The sequence below is a fragment of the Hwangdonia lutea genome (genome assembly GCF_032814565.1).
Lineage (GTDB): Bacteria > Bacteroidota > Bacteroidia > Flavobacteriales > Flavobacteriaceae > Hwangdonia > Hwangdonia lutea.
Window position 1 is genome coordinate 356,355 of the sequence record NZ_CP136521.1, and the last position, 22,289, is coordinate 378,643.

Annotated in this window: 20 protein-coding genes; 2 read left to right on the top strand and 18 right to left on the bottom strand. The window is 31.9% G+C overall.

Annotation, left to right across the window (positions count from 1 at the left end):
- The first annotated feature begins 32 nt into the window (after positions 1-32).
- Positions 33-1,103: a putative type IX sorting system protein PorV2 gene (locus tag RNZ46_RS01545; RefSeq protein ID WP_491546687.1), complete on the top strand. Its 1,071-nt coding sequence runs from the start codon at positions 33-35 to the stop codon at positions 1,101-1,103.
- A 38-nt stretch (positions 1,104-1,141) separates the two neighbouring features.
- Positions 1,142-2,311 (top strand): lipoprotein N-acyltransferase Lnb domain-containing protein, encoded by a 1,170-nt coding sequence (locus RNZ46_RS01550; RefSeq protein WP_316983634.1) that lies wholly within the window; start codon positions 1,142-1,144, stop codon positions 2,309-2,311.
- A gap of 162 nt (positions 2,312-2,473) precedes the next feature.
- On the opposite strand, the gene RNZ46_RS01555 is transcribed toward RNZ46_RS01550, so the two are convergent.
- From RNZ46_RS01555 to wecB, 18 genes are read right to left on the bottom strand one after another with little or no spacing between them, the layout of a single operon-like run.
- Positions 2,474-3,865, bottom strand: coding sequence for a sugar transferase (locus tag RNZ46_RS01555; protein ID WP_316983635.1), 1,392 nt, complete (start codon positions 3,863-3,865; stop codon positions 2,474-2,476).
- 57 nt (positions 3,866-3,922) lie between these two features.
- A complete protein-coding gene (locus RNZ46_RS01560) occupies positions 3,923-4,933 on the bottom strand; it encodes a glycosyltransferase family 4 protein (protein WP_316983636.1) in 1,011 nt (336 codons plus the stop codon).
- Between the two features lie 43 nt (positions 4,934-4,976).
- A complete protein-coding gene (locus tag RNZ46_RS01565; protein WP_316983637.1) occupies positions 4,977-6,347 on the bottom strand; it encodes an O-antigen ligase family protein in 1,371 nt (456 codons plus the stop codon).
- Positions 6,344-7,414, bottom strand: coding sequence for a glycosyltransferase family 4 protein (locus RNZ46_RS01570; RefSeq protein WP_316983638.1), 1,071 nt, complete (start codon positions 7,412-7,414; stop codon positions 6,344-6,346). Before RNZ46_RS01570 ends, RNZ46_RS01565 begins: the two co-directional genes overlap by 4 nt.
- Entirely contained in the window at positions 7,414-8,532 is a 1,119-nt protein-coding gene (locus tag RNZ46_RS01575; protein WP_316983639.1) for a glycosyltransferase, read from the bottom strand. The genes RNZ46_RS01570 and RNZ46_RS01575 overlap by 1 nt, the downstream gene beginning before the upstream one ends.
- Entirely contained in the window at positions 8,529-9,524 is a 996-nt protein-coding gene (locus RNZ46_RS01580) for a glycosyltransferase family 2 protein (RefSeq protein WP_316983640.1), read from the bottom strand. Before RNZ46_RS01580 ends, RNZ46_RS01575 begins: the two co-directional genes overlap by 4 nt.
- A 3-nt stretch (positions 9,525-9,527) precedes the next feature.
- Positions 9,528-11,066 carry a glycosyltransferase family 2 protein gene (locus tag RNZ46_RS01585; protein ID WP_316983641.1) on the bottom strand — a complete coding sequence of 513 codons (1,539 nt, stop codon included), beginning with the start codon at positions 11,064-11,066 and terminating at the stop codon, positions 9,528-9,530.
- Positions 11,066-12,202 (bottom strand): glycosyltransferase family 4 protein, encoded by a 1,137-nt coding sequence (locus RNZ46_RS01590; RefSeq protein ID WP_316983642.1) that lies wholly within the window; start codon positions 12,200-12,202, stop codon positions 11,066-11,068. Before RNZ46_RS01590 ends, RNZ46_RS01585 begins: the two co-directional genes overlap by 1 nt.
- Complete coding sequence (locus tag RNZ46_RS01595; protein WP_316983643.1) at positions 12,193-13,269, bottom strand: glycosyltransferase family 4 protein; 1,077 nt, start codon at positions 13,267-13,269, stop codon at positions 12,193-12,195. The genes RNZ46_RS01590 and RNZ46_RS01595 overlap by 10 nt, the downstream gene beginning before the upstream one ends.
- A gap of 11 nt (positions 13,270-13,280) precedes the next feature.
- Positions 13,281-14,684 carry a glycosyltransferase family protein gene (locus tag RNZ46_RS01600; protein WP_316983644.1) on the bottom strand — a complete coding sequence of 468 codons (1,404 nt, stop codon included), beginning with the start codon at positions 14,682-14,684 and terminating at the stop codon, positions 13,281-13,283.
- A gap of 20 nt (positions 14,685-14,704) precedes the next feature.
- A complete protein-coding gene (locus RNZ46_RS01605) occupies positions 14,705-15,580 on the bottom strand; it encodes an N-acetylneuraminate synthase family protein (protein WP_316983645.1) in 876 nt (291 codons plus the stop codon).
- A 14-nt stretch (positions 15,581-15,594) separates the two neighbouring features.
- The gene (locus tag RNZ46_RS01610) at positions 15,595-16,758 is read right to left on the bottom strand and encodes a cytidylyltransferase domain-containing protein (RefSeq protein ID WP_316983646.1); all 1,164 of its coding nucleotides are present in this window, start codon (positions 16,756-16,758) and stop codon (positions 15,595-15,597) included.
- A gap of 52 nt (positions 16,759-16,810) precedes the next feature.
- The gene (locus RNZ46_RS01615; RefSeq protein WP_316983647.1) at positions 16,811-17,458 is read right to left on the bottom strand and encodes a methyltransferase domain-containing protein; all 648 of its coding nucleotides are present in this window, start codon (positions 17,456-17,458) and stop codon (positions 16,811-16,813) included.
- Positions 17,433-18,257: a hypothetical protein gene (locus RNZ46_RS01620; protein WP_316983648.1), complete on the bottom strand. Its 825-nt coding sequence runs from the start codon at positions 18,255-18,257 to the stop codon at positions 17,433-17,435. The genes RNZ46_RS01615 and RNZ46_RS01620 overlap by 26 nt, the downstream gene beginning before the upstream one ends.
- The gene (locus tag RNZ46_RS01625; protein ID WP_316983649.1) at positions 18,244-19,020 is read right to left on the bottom strand and encodes a class I SAM-dependent methyltransferase; all 777 of its coding nucleotides are present in this window, start codon (positions 19,018-19,020) and stop codon (positions 18,244-18,246) included. Before RNZ46_RS01625 ends, RNZ46_RS01620 begins: the two co-directional genes overlap by 14 nt.
- Before the next feature lie 12 nt (positions 19,021-19,032).
- Entirely contained in the window at positions 19,033-19,935 is a 903-nt protein-coding gene (locus RNZ46_RS01630) for a glycosyltransferase family 2 protein (protein ID WP_316983650.1), read from the bottom strand.
- Positions 19,928-21,181 (bottom strand): glycosyltransferase family protein, encoded by a 1,254-nt coding sequence (locus tag RNZ46_RS01635; protein WP_316983651.1) that lies wholly within the window; start codon positions 21,179-21,181, stop codon positions 19,928-19,930. The genes RNZ46_RS01630 and RNZ46_RS01635 overlap by 8 nt, the downstream gene beginning before the upstream one ends.
- A complete protein-coding gene (wecB, locus tag RNZ46_RS01640; protein ID WP_316983652.1) occupies positions 21,181-22,287 on the bottom strand; it encodes a non-hydrolyzing UDP-N-acetylglucosamine 2-epimerase in 1,107 nt (368 codons plus the stop codon). Before wecB ends, RNZ46_RS01635 begins: the two co-directional genes overlap by 1 nt.
- Between the last annotated feature and the right edge of the window lie 2 nt (positions 22,288-22,289).

Consider the following 22,289-nt stretch of genomic DNA (forward strand, 5'->3'; position numbering starts at 1 on the left):
AATTATATGCATATTTGTAAAAAAAATAGCGATTGAAGGCTTACATAACCACAATATTTTGCTTTTTAACATTAACTCTATGCGCTCAAACCGTTAGAAAATATTCCAACGAGTTTATGAATATTGGTGTTGATGCCGCGGCTTTAGGCATGAGCAACGCGGTTACGGCACATACCAACGATGTGAATTCGGGTTATTGGAATCCTGCGGGCCTATTACATCTTGAAGACAATCAACTCGCTTTAATGCATTCCAGTTACTTTGCCAATATTGCCAATTACGATTATGCGGCCTTTGCTATGCCCATTGATAATAGAAGTGCTGTGGGCATTTCGCTAATTCGCTTTGCGGTTGACGATATCTTAAACACCACTCAACTCATTGATGCGCAAGGTAATATTAATTACGACAGAATTAGTTTGTTTTCGACAGCCGATTACGGCTTAACCTTTTCGTATGCCAGAAAACTTCCGGTTCAAGGTCTAAATTACGGGATAAATGCAAAAATTATAAGACGGATTATTGGCGATTTCGCAGCGTCTTGGGGTTTTGGTTTTGATGTTGGTGTTCAGTTTGAAACCAAAAACAATTGGAAATTTGGTGTTATGGCGCGCGATATCACCACCACATTTAATGCTTGGGCTATTGATGAAGACGAGTTTGCCAAAATACAAAATGCCGTTGCCGGACAAAACCAGGAATTACCCGAAACAACCGAAATTACCATTCCTAAACTACAAATAGGCATGTCGAAATTAGTTGATTTTAATGTAGATTACACGCTGTTAACATCGGTTAATTTGAATGTTCGGTTTGAAGAAAATAACGATGTTATTTCGTCGTCGTTCGCCAGTATTAACCCCGCTTTGGGATTTGAGTTTGGCTATGTAGATATGGTTTATTTACGTGCCGGGGTTGGTAATTTTCAAAATGAACTTCAAATTGATAACACCGAGCAATTGAGCTTTCAACCCAGTTTTGGCGTAGGTTTTAAATATAACGGCGTTCAAATAGATTATGCGTTTACAGATATTGGCGATCAAAGTGTGGCCTTGTATTCGAATGTGTTTTCATTAAAACTCGATTTGGGTATTTTTAGGTAAGTTTATAATACGCGTTTGATAAATAAAAATAATTTTAAATGAAAAAAGCACTACTTCTTTTAGGTCTTCTTTTATGTATTAAAACTTCATTTGGGCAACAGGTTGAATTATCAAACCAAGCCGTAGTTAGTGTATTAACTATTGGTCCCGGCGAGTCTTTAAATGATGCTTTTGGGCATAGTGCGTTTAGAATAAAAGACAAAACAACCGGTTTAGATGTGGTTTTTGGCTATGGCGAATATGATTTCGATACGCCTAATTTCTATTTAAAATTCGCACAAGGAAAGCTTCAATATTTAATTAGTAAAGATGATTTCCAAAGGTTTTACAGCGCATATTCCTATTACAACAGAACTATAAAAGAACAGGTTTTAAATCTTTCACAACCCCAAAAACAAAGACTTTATAGTTTTTTAGTCGATAATTACAAGCCCGAAAACAGAGCGTATTTGTATGAATTCTTTTTTGATAATTGCGCTACTAAAATTAAAGATGTTGCCAACATTGCTTTAAATAACAACATTAGTTTTAACGTTCCCAAAGACTTTAAACCAGAAACTTTCAGAACTTTAATTCATAATAACCTCAACAAAAATTCTTGGGGAAGTTTGGGGATTGATGTGGCTTTAGGGTCCGTAATCGACAGAAAAGCAACACCCGAACAGCACATGTTTTTACCGGAGAATATTTATAAATTCTTTGAAAATGCCACTATTAAAACCAATAACGAGCCTTTGGTAAAGGAAAGCAAAATACTTTTTCAACAAAAAAATAGAGTTACATCAACGTCGTTTTTTACCAGTCCTTTATTTGTTTTTGGAGTTATCGGGTTGCTTATACTATATATCACTTACAACGACCGCAAAAACAAAAAACGCAGCACATGGCTAGACGTTGTTTTGTTCAGCATTACAGGCGTTGTTGGCGTTTTTATTTTACTACTTTGGTTAGCTACCGACCACACCGGTACGCACCAAAACTACAATTTGCTTTGGGCTTTTGCGCTTAATTTATTGATGATACCGCAACTCTTAAAAAAGAAACCGAGCAACTGGTTTATTAAGTATTTAAAACTGCTCGTTATTTTACTTTGTTTAATGACCCTACATTGGCTCATTGGCGTACAGGTATTTGCCATTGGGTTAATTCCGTTTTTAATCGCACTTTTTATTAGATATGTGTATTTGATAAAGTACTTTAATGATTGATGACAGAAGACCGTAGACTGATGACTGATAACTTTCTAAGTACTATGACTGAACTATTACCCATAAGCTTACTGAGATTCACAAAGACGCACAGCGTTTAAACCGAAAATATAATTGATCGAAAACTGCGACTGAATACTGAGACTGCGACTGAATATTGAATCACTGTCCTCTAAAAAATATAACGGTACTTAGTGTTTTTACAAGAATATTGGCATCCAAAAAAAAGCTTCGGTGTTTAATATAATATAAATCGTATTGAAGCTTAAGAAGGCTATCATCAACCGATGAGCCGTATCTGGTTTTTACCTGAGCCCAACCTGTTAACCCGGGTTTTATAATATGTCGGGTTTCGTAAAACGGAAGAATTTGTGATAGTTCTCTAACAAAATACGGACGTTCCGGCCTTGGGCCAATCAAACTCATATCACCCCTTAAGATATTCCAAAATTGAGGAATTTCGTCCAACCTTGAATGTCGTAAAAAATTACCGAATTTTGTAATTCTAACATCATTTTTCTGCGCCCAAACCGCGCCTTCCTTTTCAGCATTTTTAATCATGGTTCTAAATTTAATAATCCTAAAGAGGTTTCCGTTTTTACCAATCCGTTCTTGGGAATATAAAAGCGGTCCTCTATTCCCAATAGCATTTCCTATAAGAATTACGGGTAATAAAATAAGTCCAGATAAAACACCTAATATCGAAATGAGAATATCGAAAAATCGATGGAAAAACAAATACAGTTTATTTTGGTTGCTTCGGCTGAATGGAAAATACTTATAAAAATCCTTTCCGATGAATTGTATGGGAATTCTACGGGTTAAATCTTCGTAAACCTGTGTGTATTCTTTTATGGGAAACCCGCCTTCTAAAAGCGTAATAAGGTCTTTATAAATGGTTGGCGTTATCGTTTCGGAATTATAACTGGCAATTACAACTTCAGAAATGCTTTCATCTTTAATAACCTGATAAATTTGTTTGGGACTATATTCAACAATGCCTTTAAATTTAACTTTATCGGTTTTATTAGCTTCACAATTAATAAAACCCACTATTTTATAATTGGGGTCTGCCACATTAAAAGCCTCAACAATAGCTTGAATATTGGATGTTTCGCCCACTATAAGTACTTTTTTATAAAACCTCGGCGATACCACAAAGGTTATGTATGCCCATCTCCAAACAAAAAGTGCAAATAAAATAGCGAAATAAAAGTATAGGATTTGCAGTCGATTTACGGGTAATATAGGTGTGAAAAATGGTGTTAAAAAATAGAACAAAACGGTAATGGACACCGTTAGTACAATATTGGCAGACACCGTTTCAATTTTGCTTGCTTTTTGTAAATCGTACAATTCGAAAATAGTGCCAAAAACCAATATATAAATCGTTAAAACAAAAACCCAAGTCCAGTTTTCTTTGGTCATGGTAAAATAGTCAAAATTGAATGTATGACTCACAAAATACAATACACTAAGCACAGAAATAATATCGAATATTCGCAGCAGAACTTTACGTTCGGAAATATTAAAATGAATTCCTTTTTTTGACATGCTTAAGTGAAAATCGAGAAGCTATAAATATAGTAAGTTAATTTAATTATGCTCTAATTATTTTAAGAGGTTAATCCATAGGCCTTTAACGGTATGCCAATCCAATTGTTCTGCTTTTTCTCTGGCAGAAGTTATCATTAAATTTGCTTGTTCGGGTTGGTTTTTAATTGTTTTTATGGCATTTGTAAACTGTTCAATACTATTAGGTTCTACCAAAATACCATCAATTTCATTGGTAATTAAATAAGGCGTACCACCCACATTGGTAGAAACTACAGGCAAACCCAACGCCATGGCTTCAATAACGCTTACAGGCATGTTGTCAAAATTGGTGGTATTTATAAAAATATTGTAGTTTTCTGATAATTTTATCCATGCTTCTTTTTCCAGTTTTCCGGTAAAAGTTACTTTTACGTTAAGGTTTTCGGCAAGTTTTTTTACTTCTTTTAAACTCCCGTCGTTTTCGGGCCCAACCATACAAAGTTCGGCTTCAATGTGTTCGTCTTTTAAAGCTTTTAAAACTTGTATAGCCAGTAACGGATTATAGATTTTTGAAAACGAACGCACCCATAATAATTTTACTTTATCAAAGTGTCGTGCTTTAAATGGATAATTTTTAATTTCTATACTATTAGGAATACAAATGATATTTGAATAACCCAATGCTTCAAAATTAGATTGTGTATACTTTGATGGCGCCACATTTTTATAAGCATAATTAAATATAGCTTTTGATAATTTAGGATGCGATTTTAATCGATTGGGTAAATTGCCGCCATGTAATATTGGCATGTATTTTAAGTCTAACAGTCTGCATAATTGACTTACAAATAACGCGTAATAAAAATTAGAAGTGCTATAGGTATCGATTAGCACAACATGTGTTTCTTTTCTGTACTTCATTACATGATATAACATATCTACCATTCTAAAGACCTTGTTTGTCTTATTTGACGCTGATTTAATTGCAAAACCTTCAGCTTCAAGCAACTTCCCAAAAACTTCAATAGAGGTTACTGTTTTACCCTTTTTTGATAATATGTTGCCTATGTACAATAGGTTTTTCATCTGTTAAAGTTTTATTGCTTTTTAATGGGTTCGATGTCATTTGTTATTCGCGATGATGTATTTTAATTGACGCGCTCCTTTGATTCGTCCGTTTTTCATACTGAATATTTAACAAACACAACCCATAAATAAATGCCGGTGCCGCGATACGCATGGATGAATGATTTATGGTTAAAAACCAAAATAGATAAAAAGAGTAGAAATATATGTTTTTTTTGTTTTTGAACCTTAAAAACAAGGGTGTTAGTAATAATATAGAAAAAGCCACCACCCCAAAAAAACCATGTTCACCAACAATTCTACTCATTTCGTTATGCGATGCTGCTTGTATGCCTTCCTTTTCAAATCGCAACTCCTTTAATTTACCCACGCCAACACCTAAAAAGGGGTTTTCGAAAAATTCGTTTAATTCGTTAGCAAGCAATCCTGTTCTTCCTGTAGTTATATCTTCTTTTTCACGTCCTAACGCATCTTGGTTACTATAACGCTTATCGATTAGGCCTTCTGTACTAAAAGAGCTTATAAACCATGTTGACATGATGCCCAAACCAAAAATTAGTAATGTAAATGTAATACGAAGTTTTGTTTTAGAAGTCGCTTTAAAATAAAACACAGCTATAAAAACTAAAATAGCTACAACGGCGACAAAAACACCGCCTCTACTAAATGTAATAATGGCCCTATACGTCATTAAGGCTAAAATTGAAATGTTTAAAACCTTTAAAAAAAGTGTTTTGGATTGCAAAAACAATCTGGCAGCCAATAAAAAAGCCCCTAGGCCCAAGATAGTTGCGACTTGATTAGGACCAAAGCCACCCGATGCTGCAAAATTTGAGCCCGTGCCTGACAAAACTGATTTTATACTGGGGCTATATAAAAAAAGATACGTTGTTGTAGTTATTATTGGCAAAATAGTTGCCAATAAAATATTTTGTAAAACTACAATTGAAACATTTCGTTTATAGCAATATACCGCTACGATGCCCAAACAAACTGGTCCGCTTAAGTTAAAAGCAATGGCTGTCCTAATATTGGTTTCAAAACCCAAAGTATAGACTGCCACAATAACCCCAGGTATTAAGGCGAAAATATACATGATATATATATATGATTTTTTACTAACACCATCACCCAAAGACATACCTAATAAAACAAATAAAATAACAAAATACTTTGATGCTTCGTACAATAAATTACCTCCCGTCATTCTTAAAAACACCTCGGCTCCAACCACGTACGCACAAGACCCCAACACATATATAAATCTTTTTTTTGCTGAAGCATTTACGATACTATACAAGCAAATTGCTAAAATGGCAATAAAATAGACTTTAGATAAGGGTTTAAAAATAAATATGCCGACACCCAAAGCCAGATGAAACAGCATTAAGGTTATGTAACTATACTGTTTCAAACTTTATTATAAATTGAAATTAATTGCTCTACATTTTTCTTAGCGCTAAAATTATTTGCTACATGCTTATATAGCATTTCTCCTGCTTGTTTACGCTTGTCTTTATTATTGATATATTTTAACAAACCTTTTGAAAATGCATCAACATCATCGGGATTTACCAATATACCTTCCGTTTTTTTTGAAATGACCTTATTGCAATCCCCAACATTTGTTGCAACAACGGCTAGTTTTGCTAATCCGTATTCAACCAATGACAGCGGTAGACCCTCTGATGATGATGACAGCACTCCAATTTCACATTGTGATAAAATATAGCTTATATCTTCTTTTAAACCATAAACAAAAACGTTTTGATTCAAACCATTCTCATCAATAAATACTTTTATCTGATTGGAATACGCATCTTTAAAATCTTCGCCTATGAGATGCAAACTCCAATCTGTTGTCTTTTTTAAAATATTTTCAAAGGCTTCAAGCAGCAATATATGATTTTTGGGATGTTTTAAATTTGCTACACAAACTATCCGCTTTCCTTGTTTTCCTTTTAAGGTGGTATGCTGATTTTCTCCTTTTAAAACAGAAAAATTAGATAGGTAATATATTTTTTTAACAAACAAATTTTTTTCTGCCCAAAGCTTTAAACTGGTATTTACCACAATTACTGCGTTAAAAAAAAGCGAACAGGCCTTTAGCACTATATTTTCAAATAATCCGTTGGAACCTCTATTGCCATTGTGGTCGTGCCATATTACCTTTATATTGCGATTAAAAAGCTTTAAAATAGCTACCTGTACATAAGATGTTGAATGGGCATGTACCAAATTAATGTTATGCGTTTTTACAAATACATTCAAAGTTTTTATAGCATTAAAATCCATGGAACTCTTTTTATTTAAAAACAGATACCCTACATTTTTATGCAAAGTATTTTTTAACGCACCTTCCATTCGTGTTGCGCACAAATACGATTCATCAACTAAACCAACCAATAAATTTGCGTAATTGACCGATGTTCGTTCGGCACCTCCTGTTTGTAAAGAATCTATTAATTGTAATATTCGCATTAGCTATTTAGTAATTTTGCCACTTCAGTTTCAAAAACATCTAAAGTATAATTTTGAGACCAATTACTTGCCAATATAGACATTAGTTTTAAATCGTAGTTTTTTAAGCTTTCAAGTATCTTTTTTACTGCGCTTTCGAGATTATGTTCAATCAAAATTCCGCGTTTCCCATAATCCAACATAAAAGGCACACATGAAACTTTAGTTGCAATAGGAATGGTGCCAAAAAACATGGCTTCAGCAATGGCCTTGGGCCAACCTTCGGACTTTGAGGCCAGTATTAAAAAATGAGCCTTTTTTAAAATCTCTTTAACTATTGATGCGTCTTGGTTACCTTTAAATTCAACCACATTTCCTAATCCATTTTTAATAACATAATCATTGAGCTCTTTTTTTAAAGGACCTTCACCGTAAAATTCCAAAAAAACATTTTTGCCTTCTTTTTTTAGTTGTTCAACTAATTTAATAGCAAAAAGTGGTCGTTTTCCCTTTACCAAAGTACCTATAAAAACAAAGTGTAATCTGTTATTATATTCCCGTTTTTCAATTTTAACTCTATCTTTTTCAGAGAAAGAAGCCGTAAAAAACGGTTTAACATTTTTTGTTTTATTTTCCCAATGGCCATAAACCAATACGTGCATATTTTTAGTTAAAAACGAATTGCTTAATAACCATTTTTGAAACCTGTAACTTAAAGGTTGCTTGCTTTTGGGATCCCAATTACCAGCATATTTAGCAGTTTTAATTTTTTTTGGAAAACAAATTTGAACTATGCAGCCTAAAAGCCCAATATTTCCTGGGCAGCGTAAATGAATATGATCGGCGCGTTTGCAAGCCTTAAAAATAGCATACAAAATAGTTGGTAGTTTAAATAGAGAAACCATTAATGTTTTAATGGATGTAAACTGAATTTGAGGAATAGTATTTATATTAATATTCTCGTGTTGATAAGGTATATCAATAGGTGTCAACTCTTCATTTTTTGCAAGAGGCGAAACAATTGTAACACTATCCACATGTTTTAACCATAAATTCATTTCACGAACATAAGGTGCATAAGCAAACAATTTATTTTTTTGCTTTTTATGTAGAACATGAGAAATAATTAAAAAATTCATCTTTCGACCGTAGGTTTATTATAAAATAAAGATAACCATCCAAAAAAACGACCAAAGCCCTCTGTTAATGCTTCCATTTTATTTTTTGAAGTAAGCACATTTATAAATCTAAGTTTCATTAGTAATATAAATGTTAAATTCCACTTAAATCTGTCTTTAAAATTAGGGTTAGGATGTTTAACGCGCCACACGTACCAACCATTTCTAGCAACCATTTTTCCGTATTTGAATTTGTTGGGTCTTCCTGATTCGTCGTGATGATGACTTAATCGTGCAGAGGTATTAACGTATAATTCTCCTAACTTTGAAAGTCGCAAAGTAAAATCGGCATCTTCATACAAGCCATAACCTTCAAAATAGGTTGAAAAAGTTATTTTGTCAAACACCTCTCTTTTAAAAGACGATACACCGCCCATAAACTGTTCCACTCGATATATTTTACCAGAAGGTGGTAAAAAACTAACGCTTCTTCCATGAGAAAATTTTGGTAACACACATGGTGGTGTATTGGGGTGCAAACCAAAAAAACGTCTTACTTTAAAACGTAAGGGTTCATTGCGTTCGAAGCCATCATAAAAGAATGTCTTTTTAGACGTTTGTCCTTCTGACTTTGTCCAAACAACTTCGTTAGTAATATAACCTCCAACCCCCATGGCGTTTGGATATAGAGAATACGTTGTAAGTAATTGTTCGAAATAATCGTTTTCTAAAAACGTATCATCATCTAAAAAGCATATTATTTCAGATTCATTGGACGCTTCCTGTATCCCAAAGTTTCGCTGTTTTGTTAATCCTCTTTGGCTGCCTTCTACTTTAAAATATTTAAGATTCTTAAAAGGAATTTTATTTAATATTTGCTTAGTTTCATTATTTGTAGAACCATCAATGATTAAAATTTCATTTGGATATAAGGTTTGCGATTCAACCGAATTTAGCAACCTCAACAATGGTTGTGGTCTCATATAGGTGCAAATAATGAGAGAGAAGTTCATTTGTTATTTGGTTCTTTTTCCTAAAGCCTTTAGTTTTTTAGCATAAAATTCTGCTTTATTAAATTGCATTAATCGATATGGTAGTTTAAGAACTCTTAATGGCAGCAGTAGCTTATTTCCCTGAAACAAGAACTTTAAAAAATATTTGTTTTTATACTCTCTTCGCTGTTCCTTAGAAAAGTGTTTATATAATTGATACATTATAGTTGGGCTTGGTACTGGTCTTATCCATTTTACAGGCGTATCGAGTTCCCAAGGTTGCTTTTTTCTTTTTTTACCTATTATTTTTGCTTGACTTCCCCAAAACCTGTAACCGCCTTGCGGTGGTTTTAAATGTAAATTGGTGGAAAATGGGTTAAATAAGACAGTCGCTCCAATTTTGGTTAGCGATATTCCAAAATCGCTATCCTCGCCGTAACCTCCATCGTAATTAATATCATTTCCTACTAGTTTAGACACATATTCCCTTTTAACACATGAATTTGCATTACTAAAAGATTGCGTTGCGCCAACTTTAAAATTGTTGGCATCAAGCTGTTCGAGTTTATCTTTTAAATCATCTAAAGTTTGGGATTGGTTATCTGCCCTAATATCCAGTCCATTACATGCACCAGCATTATAGGTTTGCAATAATTTTATGTGGTTTTCTATAAAATTTGGTGGGATTCTAATGTCATCATCTCCAAAAACTATATAGTCGCCAGTACATAAGTCGATGGCTTCATTTCGAGCCCTACAACTTCCTTTGGTTGTTTGCCATTTAAAAATTATTTCAAAAGGATAATCGTTTGGGTTATATAATGATTCGTCCCTTTTATCTTCAGGCGTGGCATCAACAACTACTACTTGACTTACTTTATAGGTCTGATTTTTTAAATCTTCAAGCAAGTTCAATGTGAAATCTTGACGCAACATGGTTGGAATTATATAACTTACTGTTGGATTGCCTGCTATGGCATTTAATGTTCTAGCAGGTATTGGAGCAATTGGCTTTCTTAGTTTAAAATTTTTATTGGCATATCTAAACGCTTGCCATTCTTTTAGTTGCCAAATACCTTGACGAAACAACATATAGTATGAATGACTTAATTTAAAGTTCTTTTTATAGAAAACATATCTATCTTTTTTAGAGATTTCAACGTTTTCTTTTTCTTCAGAATTGAATAAGCCTTTAATATACAAAGGTATGGCACCATTATTTCTAAGTGCATTATAAGCAAAATCCAGAGCTTGCATTTGTAGGTTTTCAAAATCGGTATCAAACCCTTTAAGTGCTTGCCAAACCGATTTTCTTATCACAAAATTATTTGGATTTAAACGCCAACTCACACATTCATCCAGATTATCAAAATCATTACCATACCAAAAAAACACTGCGGTTTGATACACGATTTCTGGAAATGCATTTTTATAACCTTGCTCGAAAGAACTGTGCCAAATATCGCCCAAACCCGTTGCAAGTTCTTCCAATAAATTAATTTTGGGTGTTCCCGTATAAAGCAATTCTTCTCCGCTGAATGTTATGTATGTTTTAAACTTCATTAGTTAACGAGGTCTTTGTAAAGACTTATATTTTTGTTGGCAATAATTGTGGCTTCAAATTTTTGTTTAACAACTTGTCTAGCTTGTTTGCCACATTGTTCCGCTAGTTTATCATCCTCTAAAAGCAACTTCATTTTATTGGCATAATCAACATATTCTTTAGGGTTTACGGTAAAACCTGTTTTGCCATCAATCATCATTTCGTTTGCCCAACCAACATTTGAAGTTACCAATGCTTTTTCCATTGCCATGGCTTCTAACCACGTCATTGGAAAAGCCTCTGCAAAACTTGGTAAAGTTACCAAATTTGCTTTCGCAATAATTTGGGCAACTTCGCTGTAAGGCACTTCATTTACATGATTTACTTTAGATGCTGCTTCTTTAGATAAAATATTGAAAAACAATTCTAAAGTGGACTTATTTTCAAAGACATCTATCACATCTTTTCCTAAAAGGATTAAAGAGGCTTTTGGTTTGATTTTTACTAGCAAATTAAAAGCATGAGCGAGTTCCAAAACTCCTTTTTTTCTAATTATTGTTCCAAAATATAGAATTTGATTTTTATTGATGTCACAATCTATAGGTTTGAAAGACTCGGTATTAATACCGTTATGAACCACTTGAATATCGTGCTTTAGTTTAAAAATGTCTTTTGTTTTTTTTGCTGTATATGCACTAACAGATACTATTTTATCCGCATTTTGTAGTGCTTTCTTTTCAAAGAAAAAGTTTTTCTTTTTTTGTTTTCTATTATCCAAGTTACAAAAATAGGCATCTGAACCATTGAGCCTAATTACCAATGGACACTTAAAATTCATAAACGCAGTTACACCTGTCCAATCTGGTGCTTCTAAAATGTCTATATGATTGTTTATAATATGCTTATTTATTGTTTTTTGTAAATACTTTCTGTACAAACACCATCCAAGAAATGCATATTTTTTATGTGATATTTTATAAATTTCAATACCATTATCCATAATTATAGCATCATTATTTTGACTGTACACAAATACAGAAACCTCGTGTTTCTCTTTTATCAATTCTACAGCCAGATTTTTTATGCTAGTCCCTAAGCCTCCTGCTTTATTTAATTTAGGATGCGGATATTCTGGAGTGATAAATGCTATGTGCATGGTAATAGTTTTATGTGTTGCTTTACCATTTTATCTAAATAATATTCTTTTTCAACCAAGGTGCTGACATCCTTGGTAATGGCACTTTTTTGAAATACAATATTTTCAATAATATTTGAGAGTGCTTCTACATCTCCAGCTAGATATATAAATCCGTTATCTTCATGAGTAATGACTTCTAGGTTTCCTCCAACTTGGGTTGTAATTACTGGAACATTTGCTGAGAGGCTTTCTAAAATTGACAAACTAAAACACTCCATATAGGTGGGTTGTAACATATAAGCATAATTACAAAATAATTCATGCAATTTGGAGGAACTTCCTTTAAAATTTATACAATGTTCTAAAGCTAATTTTTTTGTTAAGGCTTTTAGAAATTCCTCGTGAGGGCCTTTGCCGTAAACATCTATCTTAATCTGCTTTTTAATGTCGTCATCCAATAATGACACAGCACTTATTAAATCTTGAATACCTTTTGACTCTCTTAAATGAGACGCAACAATAAATTTGTTTTTATTATTTATGATTCTCTTTTTAAACCCTTCCACGTCGATACCATTGTAAACCACAATAGTTTTGTTATCTAAAAAATGACCATAATCATTTAGGATATGCTTTTTTGTGTACTTAGAAACAGCAATGAATTTGTCAATATATTTTGAATACCATAACCCTTTAAGCCTATTTTTAAGTCTCTTTTTTAAAGGAAAGCCATGTAATGGTCGTGGATTATGGTCAACTGCCAAAACATAGGCTTTATGATAATCTTTCAACCATTTATAAAAAGGCGTACATAGCTCGATAAAGTGTGTCATTACAACACTATATTCTTTGTTGTTTTGAGAACAAAATTCTTTAAAAAAAGTCTCTACAGATTGTTGCCCTTTAGGGCTATAAATATTTAAGTTCTTAAAAAAATCAAACGCTTCATGGTTTGAAAAAAACCAATCTACTTTATAGCCCAATGCTTTGGCTTTTGCATCATACGCCACATAAAATCGATCCATACCACCCACTCTATCTTCAAAGAGTTCATAGTTACAAATAACGGCTATTCTTTTTTTCATTTTTTAGGTAGTTAATTATTACCATTTAAAATAGTACTTAATGCACTCCACATGTTTTTCGATGCCTCCGTTGGTGTTTCTCCTACTACTATTTTATACCACTTTAATCCTACTGCAACATTTGACTTTTTTCCATATAAAACATCTAAAACCAATGATTCAAGATGAGTTTTATCTTCACAAAAAATTACTGCATCTTTAGAAGGCATTGACCTAAAATGAACATAATTATAATTTTGACCTATGTCTCGTATCCCTTTTTTTAGTTGTGGTTGCTCATAATTATAATATATACAAGATTTGTGATGGGCTACAAAATCAAAAACAGTTGATGAACATACATTGGTAACAAACTCACTGTGCTCACACACATTATACAGCATTTCTGAGTCTTCTTTAGTTGGAAGCATGTCTCCCGTATTGTTAATTTGTTTCCAATAAGGATCCAAAATCCTTATAACATCTTTGTTGTTTTCAAGTACCTCGTTATACCTATCTGATATATCAAACGGGCACTTTCTATAAATAATTCCCAATTTTTCACCTTTTGAATTTAGGCTTCTTACTACTTTGGCTAAGTCTTCTAAATAGTATTGGTCTAAAGGTGATGTTGTTTTATCATCTCCTGAAAAGCAAATGTATTTGGTTTCTATATCCAGATTGTATTTTTTAAAAAATTTGTCTTTGGGTTGTAATAATTCTTTATCATAATGCATTTCAAACTGTGGGGTACCTGTAACAATAACTTCTTCCTTTTTTATAAAAGGATAATACTTTAGCATTTCCTTTTTCATTAAATGGCTCCAAACAAAGTAATAGTCTGTTTCCAGAACTTGCATGGCTTTTGGTACATTATCCCATGACTGAACAAAACACACTGTTTTTATACCTAAATCTTTTGCTGCTAGTAAAGCACTTAATGCCTGGGTATTTCTTTGGTTTGTACAAAACACCAAATCTGGCTTATGTTCTTCTAACTGTTGCTTACACAATTGATATTTATCATTCTTACGTTCAAGCTTTTCTACTTTTCTTTTAAGTCTATTCAATCCGCTTTTAGAACCATAAAAAGTTATAAGAAATAGTATAAATATACTCTTTAGTGAATTTTTAATTCCTTTAAAGTTCAATGGGAACTTATAGGTATCATATACTTTATCATTAAAATCTTTTCTTGATATATTTAACTCTATACGCTTTCTTGCCCTGGAATAGATAGGTGTTAATGGATGTGTGGATTGGTTTCCAATTTTAAGCTCCTTATAATTAAAAGTTTCTTTTATTGGAAAAGCACAACTACTCCAATAGGTTATATCATAACCCATTTTACTGCCTAAGCTATTAAATGACGAAAACACAAAATTTCTTAAACCGCCACCATCAGGAAGAAGCACAAATATTTTTTTTTTATTCATAAAATGGTCTAAAAAAGCAATTAACTTTTCTTATTCTTTAGCTTGTCTCTTTGTATTTTCTCTATTGGTAAAATATCAGCACTTTTATAATTTAGAGCTTTATATACTGCGTTTAAATCTCTTGTTAGCTTTCTCAGTCCCATAGGCTCTAATGAGGCGGCATGGTCAGTACCTTTCCATGTTCTGTCTAATGTATAATGTCGTTCTATAATATTGGCGCCTAAGGTATAAGCCGCCATATCTATTGCAATTCCTAAATGGTGACCCGAAAATCCTATATGCTTGACATTATCTTTATAACTTTTAAGCAGTATTTCTATATCTAACAAACACACATCTTCAAAAGGTACCGGATAACCTGATGTACAGTTATACAGCACAAGGTCTTTGTTTCTTTTTTTTATACAGAAAAAGTTAACTATTCCATTTATCTCCTCTTTTGTTGTCATTCCTGTTGATACATGAATCTCTCCTCTATAATTATCACACAACCACTCTAACATTTCAAAATTATTGTTGCAAGCTGAAGGAATCTTAATGAATGAAGGATTTAACGATGCAATCTCTTTAGCCGAAGTTACATCCCAAACCGATGTTGAATAAACAATCCCTATTTCTTCACAGTATGCTTTTAACAAGGCATGTTGCTCTAAATTAAACTCTAAATATTCTCTATGTAAACCATAAGTTTCTCCATAAGAGTTTGATGGGTTGGGGTGAGGCTGATTGTATTGTGCTTCTGTTAAAAGCTCCTTATTATTTCTTTTTTGAAACTTTACAGCATGTACATTACAAAATATTTTTGCTACTTTAATTAACTCTTTGGCTATTTCAATATCTCCTTTATGATTACACCCTATTTCTGCAATCACAAAAGGTTCATTATATTTTTTCATAACAATAGAATAGGTTAAAATCTTTTATTATAATTCAAAATAAATGCACATGCTTCTCTAATAGCTCCTTTAAGTGAATCTGCAGATAAAATAACATCGGCATTTTGTTTAACTATATCAACTGCATTGTTTGGTGCTAATGACCAGCCTACGCTACACATATTTGCCAAGTCATTTACATCATCACCCATGTAGGCTATATTATTCAAATTGAAACTTTGCTCTGATTTAAGGTGTTGCAATAATGCGTATTTATCTTTTATTCCTAAAAAGGTATTTTCTATCTTTAATTTTTTCATTCTTTGCTGTACCAATTCTGAGTTTTCTGAGGTCATTACTATAATTTCAATACCGTATTCTCTTAATATCTCAAGTCCCATACCATCTCTCATATCAAACTGTTTTGCTAATTCTCCGTCCTTTGAATAAAGTACCGTACCATCTGTAAAAACTCCATCTACATCCAGTACTAAATGCGAGATTTTTTGAGTTCCTTTTTGATTTTTTAAACGGTTTATCAACAAATTTTCAATTATAGTCCAATCTGTTTCACTATCTATTTCATGTAAAGTTTCTTCCGGCATTTTCACCAAGCCTATGTTGCCACTAACTCGGTTCTTAGAATTTAAAAACGCTTCTTTGGTTGTAACATATACCGCTCCGTTTTCAACCAATAAGCCTTCAAAATCTTGCCTGAGTGGTCTATTAAACACATCATAATTCAAAGGCTTCCCTTCTTCATTCCATACAAAACGATGCGTATTAACCACGGTCAAAGCTGAATCATACTCGCTATCTGCAACTACTTTTAAAACTTTATTTATATCTGACGAAGTTGTTAATGGTGACGTGGCTTGCAACAGGCATAAAACATGAAAGTCATTATCTATTTTTTCACAAAACTCAATCAAAGCATTCTCTGTTGAAGCAGTATCACTGGCATTCTCTTTATCTCTCAGAATAGTTTTTACTTTATTAGTCCAACCATACTGATTATTAACAAAAGTTATTATGTCTGGATCATCGGTAAACACAAAAATTTCGTCCAAGTTTGAAAAAACGGCCTCTTTTAGAACCCAAGAGAACAATGGTCGTCCAACCATTTTTCTTTTGTTCTTGTTTTTAATGCTTTTTGACCCTTTCCTTAGAGGAATACATCCTATTTTTTTTGTATTCATAATTATATTGAATAAATAACCGTTGTACATTTAAATTAATTGTCAGAAAAATTTACTCTATTTTTCTGGCTACAATTCCATAACTCATACCTTTGGCTAATGGATTTCTATACTCAATAAAAGATTCCAATTTGGCCTTAAGCCAATCCTTGAATGATGCACTTTTATTATTTTTATACTGCATATTTACAATGGCGTATTCTATAACTTCAAAACCACTTCTTTTTAAAAACTCATATACAATATGCTTCCAAGGTGTAAAAACATGGTTTTCCTTAATGTGCTTTTCTTGAAAAGCATATAGTGCACCTCTTAAAAACAAACTTAATGTATTTTTACTTGACTGAGGATTTGGAGTGGTTAAAATTAAAATACCATTCTTCTCCATATGATCAGAAATATTTTGTAACCCTAACAATGGGTTATCCAAATGTTCTAAAACTTCTAAAAACAAAACAATCCCCGCTTTTTCAACATCTTTTGGAGCTTTATTATTTAAATCCCATATAATAGATGCTTCCATTTTTTTAACATAATCAAAAGGTTGCCATAGGCCTTTTAAAGCTTTTACATGGGGTTGCATATGTCCAAATCCAGCCCCTATATCGCTTACAACATTATTAGGTGATGTATGTATATATTCATTCAGTTTTGCTTTGGCAAATACTGCTCGATTACTGTATGTTATAGCTTTTTCCACTTAATTTATTTACTATTCTTGTATAATACTTTTTTATTTTAATTTTTACATGAAAAAATGCATCTCTATAAATTTTATAATGTAAATTATTAGAATTATTATTATCGTTATTTATATCAATATCTAAACTTAATAGAATATTATTTATTCTCTTCGTATGTTTTTTATTCACATTATAACTTCTTGCGTACCAAGTATGGTAAGCAAATTCTTTTCCATTAAACAAAAGGGAATTTGAAATATCATCCTCTAACATGATTCCCTCTAAATATAAAAACTTCCTTTCTTTTCTTTTTAGCCAAAGAAAAAAACAATAGTAAGGCTCATAAAGACTATTTAAATCATATTGCCCCTTTAATTCACTTCTATCAATTGTAAATTCATTTGGTAGTATATATTGATGTTTTTTTACTTCTTTAAAATTCCAATCGGCTAAAATTTCTTTGAAATTTATAATTGTAAAAAATGTGTTTACCATGAATGGATTATACGCTCTATGTTTAATTACACCACCATCTCTTACTCCAGAGACCGTAATCTTTTCTTTCTTCATTTTATCAATTATGGAAAACACCACATTACTTTCCTTAAATATAACATCTTCATCTGCTAAAATCAACCAATCTATTCCTTCTTTTGAAAGTTTTTTGAACATATAAAAAATACTGTAAATACCATGCATTCCATTGCTTCCATCAATCACATATCTTTTAATTCCTTTTGGGAAGTATTGGGATGTAATATTATACAGTTCAAAATTAGCTACTGTAGTTAATATGCCTATTTCAGGTTTCTGCATTTGGCTTTTTATTATTTACAATATAATTCGATAATTCATCATTATCACCTTTATAAATAAAAATCATATTGTGATAAAAATGCATGGAAATTATATGTTTATCATAATATGTTTTTTGATAATTTTCTATTATAAACTCTTCATTATTTAGACAATCTATTAGAGATTTAAAAAAACCATATATGGTCTTCTTATTATTAAAATTGGTTGAATCACCTCCATAATCTTCCCAATAAGAAGTTTGAGTATCTTCAATTACATAAATCCCCCCTTTTTTTAATTTAGGAAAAAGATATTTAAATGTTTTTATTACATGTTCGTTTACGTGACTGCCATCATCAATAATAATGTCTAGTTCTCCTATTTCTTTTAAAATTTCATCCAAAAAATTAAAATCTACTTGGCTTCCTTTAAATATTTTAATTCTCTTTTCTTGGAGAAATGATTTATCATAAATATCTAAGGCATATATTTTAGAAAATGGGAAATATGATTTCCACATTCTTAGAGAATTTCCTCCTGTATATGGGTCTTCATAACCTCCAACACCTATTTCTAAAATGGTATTTCTTTTAAACTTAAACGTTTTAAAATGGTTTTGATAATGTGGCGTATAAAAATGATACCCATATTTATCTGTTTTATGAATCCTTGCTATTTTCGATAAATTAAAAGGATATAAAAAGGCTTTAAAATATCTTAACTTATATCTTATTTTTAATTTTTGCTTATATGAAAGTGCTTTTCTTAAAAAATTAAACATTTTATAATGTATTTAATCATTCGGTGTCCAATACAACTTTGTTTCCTGTAATTGTGAATATACTGTAAATTCATTTCTTGATAATCTATTGGCATTTTTAACTAAACGTGGTGTATTAATAACCAAATCTCCTAAAGCTTGAAAAATAGCTAACAAGGCTCTAAAATCACCTTTCAAAACTTTTGTTTTTAATTGAATCCATAAGGTATATAAAAACCTTTTAGGAATAGTTTTTAATGGATGAAATAAAAAGTACAAATACCAACCAGACCGTAAAGAACGCCTTAAGCGAATTCCATAATCTTTTTGACCTTTTCTACTTTTTACGTCTACCCTATGATGCACTAAAATATCTGGTGTGTAATGTACTTCCCATTTTTTCTTAAATAATTGATAGGATGCAAAATCTTCTTCGCCATAAAACACAAACCAAGCTGGATAATTTGGAATATCATTCCAAGCTTCTAATCGCCATGCATGACCACATCCTACAAAACCTCTAACCTTACTATTATTTTGCGAGTGATTTAAGTTTTCTGGTAATACTTTACCCCAAAAAATTCTGAAAGCCATTACGGCACATTTCTTATTTGTACTAAAATAACTCTTTATACACTCTAATGCATTTTGAGAAACTAAATGAGCATCATCATCTAAAGTTATGGCGTATTTTGCTTTAGTTAAATTTAGCAATCTGTTCCTGCTATAAATCAACCCTTTACTTTTCTCATTCATAATTATTCGAATGTTGTCATAATTGGATTTGATGAAATTAGACGTACCGTCTGAAGACCCATCATCACAAATAATACACTCTACATGATTTTGGTTAAGTAAATGCACTATGCTACTTAATGTTCTTTTTAAATCATCAAGCCTGTTTTTGGTGGTTATTAATATGGAGAATTCAATCATTATTAAAAATCGCTTCAAGTTTACTTTTCAAATAGTTTTTTCCTAAATAATATTCTAAATCCAACCTATCCAAAGTTAAAATTTGATTAGCATCTTTCCATGTTAGGTAAAGCTGTTGTAAAATTTCAGCAATGTTATTCACATTATTAATGACAGAACAATATGGATGATGACTACCTAATAAACGTCTTGTTTCACTTTGCTCTGGTCCTAAATGAATAATTGGTTTATTTGCCCATACACAATGTGGAAATTTACCTGGTAAAAAAGGGCTTTCCTCTGCATTAGCTTCAAGAATAATATTTGCTGAAACATGATTTTGAAGCCAATTAACATCTTGAAAAGGGATATTTCTTAGATGTATTTCTAACTGAGGTATTCTTTTAGCATAATTTTCTATCATCTGTTCATGATAATCTGCTCCGCCTATTAAAATTAACCTAGAATCTCTCTGGGCTTCTACATTATTTTCTAAAAATAATTGAAACCCCTTAATTAAACCTTCTGGGTTACGCTGTTTCATTAAGCTCCCAGCATGTAAAACATTAAACTTTTCATTTTCAAAATAAGCTGGAGGAACTTCTTCTTTTATATTAACATTAATAATTTGGTGCGGAATAACAATTCCTGTTATATTAAAATTCTTGAATGTCTTTCCCATCCATTCTTTTAGCAGTAAACTCGGAAAGGCAGCGTATTTTGCATTATTAGAAAGACTATGAAAAAAGCGTTCCTTTATTTTATAACCTGGTTCTTTCCAATCGTATGGCTTTGGGTACCTATTAAAGGGATAAGGGTCATGAATATACGCCATCCATTTATGATGAAATCGAGGTAATTGATTTATCACGTAATGCGGTCTAAAACTTGCTGCTTTACTTAATGTTAATACTAAATCTATATTTGAAATATCAACTTTACTAAGTGCAGCCTTAATACTATTTACATCATTAAAAAACGTAAAAGAAAACCCAAATAATGGTTCTAGATACTTCGCTAAATTTATTTTGAATGTTCTTTGAATAACGCGCTGTGCTCGACTAAATAAATAAAGAATATTTGATTTTTTCTCTTTAATCTCAAAGCAAATGGCATTTTCAATATGAAGGCTCCTTCTAGTATAATGATATACCGATACCTGAAAACCAACATCTAACAAACCTTTTATTAATGCTACATTAGCTTTAGAACCACTACTATCATTAACATCTATAGAATCGACTACAACTAGTATTTTATATGCCATTAATCTATAAGGTTATTTTTAATAAAATCAACTATTTTAACAGCGGCATCACCATTACCATAAGGGTTAGATAACTTACTAGTTCTTTCTTTGCCCATTATTTGTTTAGCGGTAGCTATAATTTTTTTTGTTTCCGTTCCTACTAAAAAAGAACATTGAGCTTTTACACCTTCAAATCGTTCGGTAGTGGCTCTTGTTACTAGAACTGGAATATTTAATGAAGGGGCTTCTTCTTGGATACCGCCTGAATCAGATATTATTAAATTAGATTGACTCATTAACCAAACAAACGACGGATAATCTAAAGGTGCTATAAGATGTATATTACTTACCCCTGACAGCCTGTTAAAGACTGTTTTTTGAACATGGGGGTTTAAGTGCACAGGATATACTATTTCAATATCTTTAGTGTTTGCTAATTCTAAAAGCGCATTGCATACATTTTCAAAACCTTCACCAAAACTTTCACGCCTATGTCCTGTTACTAAAATTACATTATTATTAAAATTAATTGTTCTTTTTAATTTTTCAATAAAAGAATTGTTATAACCATGTTTTATTTTTTCTAAAGTAATGTTTAAAGCATCTATTACGGTATTACCTGTTACTACAACTGCATGTGTATTTACCCCTTCTTGCAACAGGTTTGTTTTAGCTTGCTTTGTTGGTGCAAAATGGTATTCTGAAATTCTCCCTGTTAGTTGCCTGTTTAATTCCTCTGGAAATGGTGATTGCTTGTTATAAGTACGTAAACCAGCTTCAACATGAGCCACCTTAATATGACGATGAAAAGCAGCCAGCGCTACCAACGACGATGTGGTTGTATCACCATGTACCAAAACCATTTTAAAAGCTTCTTTTTCTAAAATGGTATCCATTTCCAGCAATATCCGAGAACTTAATGTATTTAAATTTTGGTTAGGTTGCATTACATTTAAATCGTAATCTGGAATTAAGTCAAAAAAATCCAATACTTGATCTAGCATTTCTCTATGCTGTGCCGTAACACATAGTTTAAATGGTATGTTTTGTTTAGTTAATTCTAAACAAACAGGAGCCATTTTTATAGCTTCAGGACGTGTACCAAAACAGATGAGTAATTTCAATT

Bases quoted from the DNA above. Each gene is read 5' to 3' on its own strand.
- RNZ46_RS01550 (WP_316983634.1), top strand. From the start codon at position 1,142: ATGAAAAAAGCACTACTTCTTTTAGGTCTTCTTTTATGTATTAAAACT.
- RNZ46_RS01555 (WP_316983635.1), bottom strand. From the start codon at position 3,865: ATGTCAAAAAAAGGAATTCATTTTAATATTTCCGAACGTAAAGTTCTG.
- RNZ46_RS01560 (WP_316983636.1), bottom strand. From the start codon at position 4,933: ATGAAAAACCTATTGTACATAGGCAACATATTATCAAAAAAGGGTAAA.
- RNZ46_RS01570 (WP_316983638.1), bottom strand. From the start codon at position 7,414: ATGCGAATATTACAATTAATAGATTCTTTACAAACAGGAGGTGCCGAA.
- RNZ46_RS01575 (WP_316983639.1), bottom strand. From the start codon at position 8,532: ATGAATTTTTTAATTATTTCTCATGTTCTACATAAAAAGCAAAAAAAT.
- RNZ46_RS01580 (WP_316983640.1), bottom strand. From the start codon at position 9,524: ATGAACTTCTCTCTCATTATTTGCACCTATATGAGACCACAACCATTG.
- RNZ46_RS01585 (WP_316983641.1), bottom strand. From the start codon at position 11,066: ATGAAGTTTAAAACATACATAACATTCAGCGGAGAAGAATTGCTTTAT.
- RNZ46_RS01590 (WP_316983642.1), bottom strand. From the start codon at position 12,202: ATGCACATAGCATTTATCACTCCAGAATATCCGCATCCTAAATTAAAT.
- RNZ46_RS01595 (WP_316983643.1), bottom strand. From the start codon at position 13,269: ATGAAAAAAAGAATAGCCGTTATTTGTAACTATGAACTCTTTGAAGAT.
- RNZ46_RS01600 (WP_316983644.1), bottom strand. From the start codon at position 14,684: ATGAATAAAAAAAAAATATTTGTGCTTCTTCCTGATGGTGGCGGTTTA.
- RNZ46_RS01605 (WP_316983645.1), bottom strand. From the start codon at position 15,580: ATGAAAAAATATAATGAACCTTTTGTGATTGCAGAAATAGGGTGTAAT.
- RNZ46_RS01610 (WP_316983646.1), bottom strand. From the start codon at position 16,758: ATGAATACAAAAAAAATAGGATGTATTCCTCTAAGGAAAGGGTCAAAA.
- RNZ46_RS01620 (WP_316983648.1), bottom strand. From the start codon at position 18,257: ATGCAGAAACCTGAAATAGGCATATTAACTACAGTAGCTAATTTTGAA.
- RNZ46_RS01625 (WP_316983649.1), bottom strand. From the start codon at position 19,020: ATGTTTAATTTTTTAAGAAAAGCACTTTCATATAAGCAAAAATTAAAA.
- RNZ46_RS01630 (WP_316983650.1), bottom strand. From the start codon at position 19,935: ATGATTGAATTCTCCATATTAATAACCACCAAAAACAGGCTTGATGAT.
- RNZ46_RS01635 (WP_316983651.1), bottom strand. From the start codon at position 21,181: ATGGCATATAAAATACTAGTTGTAGTCGATTCTATAGATGTTAATGAT.